This is a genomic window from Mycobacterium sp., from assembly GCF_049281135.1.
Lineage (GTDB): Bacteria > Actinomycetota > Actinomycetes > Mycobacteriales > Mycobacteriaceae > Mycobacterium.
Map to the genome: position 1 here is coordinate 1 of NZ_JBAPRN010000261.1, position 6107 is coordinate 6107.

Here is a 6107-nt window from a genome sequence, read left to right on the forward strand (position 1 = left end):
AGTGGGCAGGCCGGCCCGCTGATGGAGATCCTGCAGATCTACAAAGCCAACAATCTGCCGTTCAGTGGCACCGTCGACATTCGCAACTACCCCGCAGTGCGCCAGCAGATCATGGCTGTGGTCCGGCGTGCCGCGGCTGCGCAGCCCACGCCGGCCGCAGCCGGTGGCGTGTCCGCGCCGCCACAGGCATCGGCGGCTCAACGACTGGATGAACTGCAGAAATTGCATGCCAGCGGTGCGCTTTCGGACGCCGAGTACACCGCGGCACGGCAGAAAATCATCGCCGAGATCTAACCCAGCTGCGGGCGATTAGAACACGTTTCAGTTCCGCTGCTAGCCTGATCGACAGTCGTCGAAAGGGGCTAGCGTGGCCGGTCCGTCAGGAACCCTGCAGGGGCGGGTGGCCTTCATCACCGGCGCCGCGCGAGGCCAAGGCCGCGCTCATGCGGCCCGGCTGGCACATGAGGGTGCGGACATCATCGCGCTGGATATCTGTGCGCCGGTGTCCGACAGCATCAGTTACCCGGCAGCGACCCCGGAGGATTTGGTGGAGACCGTCCGAGCGGTCGAAGCCGAGGGGCGCAAGGTGCTGGCCCGGCAGGTCGACATCCGCGACGACGGCGCCGTGCGGCAACTGGTCGCCGACGGCGTCGAGCAGTTCGGCCGCCTCGACATCCTGGTGGCCAACGCGGGTGTACTGAGTTGGGGACGGATCTGGGAGCTGTCCGACGAGCAGTGGAATACCGTGATCGACGTCAACCTGACCGGCACGTTCCACACCCTGCGCGCCGCGATCCCGGCAATGATCGAAGCCGGCAACGGCGGGGCGATTGTCGTGGTCAGCTCGTCGGCCGGGCTGAAGGCCACACCGGGCAACGGCCACTACTCGGCCTCCAAGCATGCACTCACCGGATTGACCAACTCGTTGGCCATCGAGCTCAGCGAGTTCGGCATCCGGGTCAACTCGATCCATCCCTACTCGGTGGAGACGCCGATGATCGAGCCGGAGCTGATGATGCAGGTGTTCGCCAAGCATCCGCACTACATCCACAGCTTTGGTCCAATGCTGCTGCAGCCCAACGGATTCATGGGCCCCGGCGAGGTATCCGACGTCGTGGCGTGGCTCGCCGGAGACGGCTCCGGCACGTTGACCGGAGCGCAGATTCCGGTCGACAAGGGCGTGCTGAAGTACTAGGGCGCCATCGCCGTCAGAGTATCGGCGAATCTATCGACGGCCCAGTCGATTTCCGTCGCGGTGATCACCAGCGGGGGAGCGAAACGCAGCGTCGATCCATGGGTGTCCTTGACGAGGACGCCGCGCTCGGCCAGTCGCAGGCTGAGCTGTTTGCCGGTGCCGAGTGCGGGATCGATATCGACGCCGGCCCATAATCCGCGCCCGCGCACCGCAACAACTCCGTTGCCGATCAACTTCTCCAGTCGGCAGTGCAGCTGGGCTCCCAGCCGTGTTGCGCGGTCCTGGAATTCACCGCGGGTCAGCATCGACACCACGGTGGTGCCGATCGCCGCCGCAAAGGGGTTGCCGCCGAACGTCGATCCGTGCTCCCCGGGGTGTAGTACCCCCAGAACGTCGCGATCGGCCACCACCGCGGACAACGGAACCACGCCGCCGCCCAATGCCTTGCCGAGTAGATAGATATCGGGCACCACATCCCAGTGGTCGCAGGCGAAGGTGCGGCCGGTGCGGGCCAGGCCCGACTGAATCTCGTCGGCGATCATCAGAACGTTTCGGGCTGTGCAGATTTCGCGCACCGCCGGCAGGTAATGCCCCGGCGGCACGACTACGCCGGCCTCGCCTTGGATCGGCTCCAGCAGCACCGCGACGGTGTGTTCGTCGATCGCGTCAGCCAGCGCATCGGCGTCGCCGAAGGGCACCGATCGGAAGCCGGGCGTGAACGGCCCGAAGCCGGACCGCGCCGTCTCATCCGACGAGAAGCTGACGATGCTGATCGTCCGGCCGTGAAAGTTGTTGTCGGCCACGATGATATTCGCCTGGCCGGCCGGCACGCCCTTGACGTCGACACCCCATTTGCGGGCAACTTTGATCGCGCTCTCGACCGCTTCGGCGCCGCTGTTCATCGGCAACACCATGTCCTTGCCGCAGAGCGTCGCCAACGCCGCGCAAAAGGGCCCCAGGGCCTCCGCGTGAAACGCACGGCTGACCAGAGTCACGAGGTCGAGTTGTGCGTGGGCCGTCGCGATGATCTCCGGGTTGCGGTGCCCGAAATTCACCGCCGAGTACGCGGCCAGGCAGTCCAGGTAGCGGCGCCCTTCGACATCGGTGATCCATGATCCTTCGGCGCAGGCCGCCACCACCGGCAGCGGTGAATAGTTGTGCGCGGTGTGGCGCACGTCCATCGCGATCGCTGATGCGGTCAGCGCGCCGCCGGCGGCGATCACAGTGTCCAAGACTGTCATGTATACATCTCCAGCGTGCAGCATTTGACCGAGCCGCCGCCCTTGAGCAGCTCGGGCAGATCGACGCCGATCGGTTCGAAGCCGGCGTCGGCCAATTGCCGGGCGAACCCGACGGCGGCGGCCGGGTGCACGACGTGGCGGCCATCGGAGACGGCGTTCAGGCCGAACACATAGGCATCGGCACTGTCCACCACGATCGCATCGGGGAACAGGGTCTCCAGATGCGCCCGTGATACATAGGTGAAAGCCGGAGGATAGTAGGCGATGGTGGTGTCGTCGAGCACGGTCAGCGCGGTATCGAGATGGTAGAAGCGCGGATCAATGAGTTCGAGGCTGATCACCCGGCGACCGAAGATCCCGGCGATCTCGCCGTGTGCCCGCAGGTCGGTTCGAAAACCGTACCCGGCCAAGATGTCATCGCCCACCGGCAGCAGATCGCCCTGGCCTTCGTTGACGTGGCGAGTATGCCGCGGCTGGTAACCATGAGCTCTCAGCCATCCGGCGTAGGCAGCCGACTCCTGTTGGCGTTGAGCGTATTTGAAGCGTGCGACAGCGGCCGTGCCGTCGACTATCAATCCACCGTTGGCGGCATACACCATGTCGGGCAGCCCGGGCACCGGATCGACCAGATCGACGGTGTGTCCCAATTGCAGGTAGATGTCGTACAGGCGCTGCCACTGCGTGACCGCAGCGGTCGTGTCGACGGGGTTGCTGGTGTCCATCCAGGGATTGATCGCGTAGTCGACCGCGAAGAACTTCGGCGGCGTCATGACGTAGTGCCGGACCCGAGCGCGGCGTTCGGTGGCCGTAGCGGCTTCATTCCGAGTGTCGATCCCGGACTCCGCGAAGATCGTCATAAATCAACGATAATGGACTCCGGCGTGCAATGTATCGCTGTTCGTTGCGTTTATAGACCGCTTTCATTGCGTCAAAATGCCACAATGGGGAGGTCTGTTAAGGCTGGAGGGGTGATGGACCGGTTAGACGGCATCGACGAGCAGATTCTGGCCGAGCTCGCCCTGCACGCCCGGGCGACATTCGCCGAAATCGGAGAGCGGGTCCGGTTGTCGGCCCCCGCGGTCAAACGGCGCGTCGACCGGATGCTCGACAGCGGTGTGATCAAGGGTTTCACCACCGTCATCGACCGGACTGCGGTGGGCTGGAACACCGAGGCCTATGTACAGGTTTATTGCCACGGCCGGATCTCGCCGGATGAGCTGCGGCGAGCCTGGATCGATATTCCCGAAGTCGTCACCGCCGCAACGGTAACCGGAACCGCCGATGCCATCCTGCGGGTGCTGGCACACGATGTGCGGCATTTGGAGGACGCCCTGGAGCGAATCCGGACCAGCGCCGACATCGAACGCAGTGAGAGCATCGTCGTGCTGTCGAACCTCATCGATCGGTCACGCCCGCAGGGGTGACCAACCGTCGGCCCCTCGCAGTCGTGTATGAACTGCAAATGACCACTAGCTCAGGCAGCAACGGAATTCTGATCGTCGGCGGAGGACTCGCCGCGACCCGGACCGCTGAGCAACTGCGTCGGGCGGATTTCACAGGTCCGGTCACCATCGTCAGCGACGAGGTCCACCTGCCGTACGACCGCCCCCCGCTGTCCAAGGAGGTCCTGCGCAGCGAGGTCGACGACGTGACGCTCAAGCCGCGCGAGTTCTACGACGAGCAGAACATCACCCTGCGGCTGGGGTCGGCGGCCACCGGCATCGACACCACGGCACAGACCGTCACGCTCGACGACGGATCCACGCTCGGCTACGACGAACTCGTGATCGCGACCGGCCTTGTGCCGCGGCGTATTCCGGCGTTCCCCGACTTGGACGGCATCCGGGTGCTGCGTTCGTTCGACGAAAGTCTGGCCTTGCGCCGGCACGCGTCGCAAGCACGGCACGCGGTGGTGGTCGGCGCCGGATTCATCGGCTGTGAGGTCGCGGCCAGTCTGCGCGGATTGGGCGTCGACGTCGTGCTGGTCGAGCCGCAGCCCGCACCGCTCGCGGCCGTGCTTGGCGAACAGATCGGCGAACTGGTGGCCCGGCTGCATCGCGCCGAAGGGGTCGACGTGCGCACCGGTGTCGGAGTCGCCGAGGTCCGGGGCAGCGGTCACGTCGAGACCGTGCAGCTGACCGACGGCACCGAGTTCAGCGCCGATCTGGTCGTCGTGGGCATCGGGTCGCGGCCGGCGACCGATTGGCTCGACGGCAGCGGGATCGAAGTCGACAACGGCGTGATCTGCGACGCCGCCGGGCGGACCAGCGCGCCCAACGTGTGGGCTCTCGGCGATGTCGCGTCCTGGCGCGATCCCAAGGGACACCAAGTGCGGGTGGAACATTGGAGCAACGTCGCCGAGCAAGCTCGTGCTGTCGTGCCCGCGATGCTCGGCCAAGACGCGCCGTCGGCCGTCGTCGTCCCGTATTTCTGGAGCGATCAGTACGACGTCAAGATCCAATGCCTGGGTGAGCCCATCGCCACGGACACCGTGCACGTCGTCGAGGACGACGGCCGCAAGTTTCTCGCCTTCTACGAGCGCGACGGCGCGGTGGCCGGCGTGGTCGGCGGTGGTATGCCCGGCAAGGTGATGAAGACGCGCGCGAAAATTGCTGCTGCGGTGCCGATTTCCGAAGTACTCGGGTAACGCGCGGTCTGCGAACTCAATCCGAGAACTGCTCGAGGGCCTTGCGCATGGCGGGAAGCGCCTTTCCGGCTTGATGTTCGATGAGCGCGGCCTCTGCGGCCATGCCCACCCACAATTGCGCGCTCTCATAGGGGTGTGGACGTTTGAGGGCGACGAAGTCGGCCTTGCACAGCTCGGCGCTTGCGTGGTTGCGACGGGCGATTTCGTCGGTGACAGCGGGCTCCGCGCGAGCCTCCAGCAGCAGAGCGCGCACGCCGCGGTCGCGTAGGCATCCGTCGAGGTAGGTCTGTGCGACGCAGGTCAGGCGACGACGCCCGGGCGGTATGCCGTCGATGGCTGCTTGAATTTGGGTGGCTAATCGTTCATGAAATTCTCGGTGCAGCGCAAGGAGATACGAGGCGCGGTCGCCGAAATGGTGAAAGAAGGTGCCTTTCGCCACGCCGGCTTCCTGGACGATGAGATTGACGCTCAAGCCGGCCAACCCGGTGCGCTCGGCCAGCCGCAAGCCGGCGTCGATGAGCGCTTCCCGGGTCCTGGCCATTGCCTCCTTGCGCACACCCTTAGGCGCGGCAGGTGGCATCGAGGTCATGCGGGCACTCTAACCGCCGCTCTGCGTGCGGCCTTGCGCTGACCGCGCCGCGCCAGCAACTCGCCGTACTGTTCGCAGACGTGGATCACCCCGGTGAGTTGATAGGTGATCCAGCCTTTGTGAGTCGACGGCAGGTTGTGTTCGAAGAATCGGTGGCCAGCAATCTGTAAGAGCCAGCCGCCGAGGAACATTGGCAGTCCAGCTCGCGGTTTGGTGAACAGTAGCGGGATTCCGGCTGCGATGACAGGCGTGCCGACCAGGTGCGTGATTCGCGCGCCACGGCTGGTGTGTTGGGTTCGGTAGTAGGCCATCTTGTCCGAAAACGGCGCGTCAGTTGTGGGGGCGGTCATCGATCACTCCTTGAGTTAGAGGCGACTCCAATGTACCGTTGACTGACCGGTCGGTCAACGAAGGGACAAGAGATGGTCACGATGG

General features: G+C 65.1%; 8 protein-coding genes. 4 read left to right on the plus strand and 4 right to left on the minus strand.

What is annotated here, in order from left to right:
- Window positions 1-294, plus strand: a 294-nt coding sequence (locus WAN02_RS10535; protein WP_422264098.1) for an SHOCT domain-containing protein, incomplete at its 5' end; no start/stop codon positions are given.
- 73 nt (window positions 295-367) lie between these two features.
- The gene (locus WAN02_RS10540) at window positions 368-1195 is read left to right on the plus strand and encodes a mycofactocin-coupled SDR family oxidoreductase (protein WP_422264099.1); all 828 of its coding nucleotides are present in this window, start codon (window positions 368-370) and stop codon (window positions 1193-1195) included.
- Here WAN02_RS10540 and rocD read toward each other — a convergent pair.
- Both rocD and ddaH read right to left on the minus strand, forming a co-directional pair.
- Entirely contained in the window at window positions 1192-2436 is a 1245-nt protein-coding gene (gene rocD / locus WAN02_RS10545; protein WP_422264100.1) for an ornithine--oxo-acid transaminase, read from the minus strand. The genes WAN02_RS10540 and rocD overlap by 4 nt on opposite strands.
- A complete protein-coding gene (gene ddaH, locus WAN02_RS10550) occupies window positions 2433-3293 on the minus strand; it encodes a dimethylargininase (RefSeq protein WP_422264101.1) in 861 nt (286 codons plus the stop codon). The genes rocD and ddaH overlap by 4 nt, the downstream gene beginning before the upstream one ends.
- A gap of 114 nt (window positions 3294-3407) precedes the next feature.
- On the opposite strand from ddaH, the gene WAN02_RS10555 reads away from it, so the two are divergent.
- Both WAN02_RS10555 and WAN02_RS10560 read left to right on the plus strand, forming a co-directional pair.
- Window positions 3408-3860: an Lrp/AsnC family transcriptional regulator gene (locus WAN02_RS10555; protein ID WP_422264102.1), complete on the plus strand. Its 453-nt coding sequence runs from the start codon at window positions 3408-3410 to the stop codon at window positions 3858-3860.
- 38 nt (window positions 3861-3898) lie between these two features.
- A complete protein-coding gene (locus tag WAN02_RS10560) occupies window positions 3899-5083 on the plus strand; it encodes an NAD(P)/FAD-dependent oxidoreductase (protein WP_422264103.1) in 1185 nt (394 codons plus the stop codon).
- Between the two features lie 16 nt (window positions 5084-5099).
- On the opposite strand, the gene WAN02_RS10565 is transcribed toward WAN02_RS10560, so the two are convergent.
- Together WAN02_RS10565 and WAN02_RS10570 are read right to left on the minus strand one after the other, a co-directional pair.
- Window positions 5100-5672 (minus strand): TetR/AcrR family transcriptional regulator, encoded by a 573-nt coding sequence (locus WAN02_RS10565; RefSeq protein ID WP_422264104.1) that lies wholly within the window; start codon window positions 5670-5672, stop codon window positions 5100-5102.
- Complete coding sequence (locus tag WAN02_RS10570; protein ID WP_422264105.1) at window positions 5669-6022, minus strand: DUF962 domain-containing protein; 354 nt, start codon at window positions 6020-6022, stop codon at window positions 5669-5671. Before WAN02_RS10570 ends, WAN02_RS10565 begins: the two co-directional genes overlap by 4 nt.
- Window positions 6023-6107: the final 85 nt, after the last annotated feature.

Bases quoted from the DNA above. Each gene is read 5' to 3' on its own strand.
- WAN02_RS10560 (WP_422264103.1), top strand. From the start codon at position 3,899: ATGACCACTAGCTCAGGCAGCAACGGAATTCTGATCGTCGGCGGAGGA.
- WAN02_RS10555 (WP_422264102.1), top strand. From the start codon at position 3,408: ATGGACCGGTTAGACGGCATCGACGAGCAGATTCTGGCCGAGCTCGCC.
- ddaH (WP_422264101.1), bottom strand. From the start codon at position 3,293: ATGACGATCTTCGCGGAGTCCGGGATCGACACTCGGAATGAAGCCGCT.
- WAN02_RS10570 (WP_422264105.1), bottom strand. From the start codon at position 6,022: ATGACCGCCCCCACAACTGACGCGCCGTTTTCGGACAAGATGGCCTAC.
- WAN02_RS10565 (WP_422264104.1), bottom strand. From the start codon at position 5,672: ATGACCTCGATGCCACCTGCCGCGCCTAAGGGTGTGCGCAAGGAGGCA.
- rocD (WP_422264100.1), bottom strand. From the start codon at position 2,436: ATGACAGTCTTGGACACTGTGATCGCCGCCGGCGGCGCGCTGACCGCA.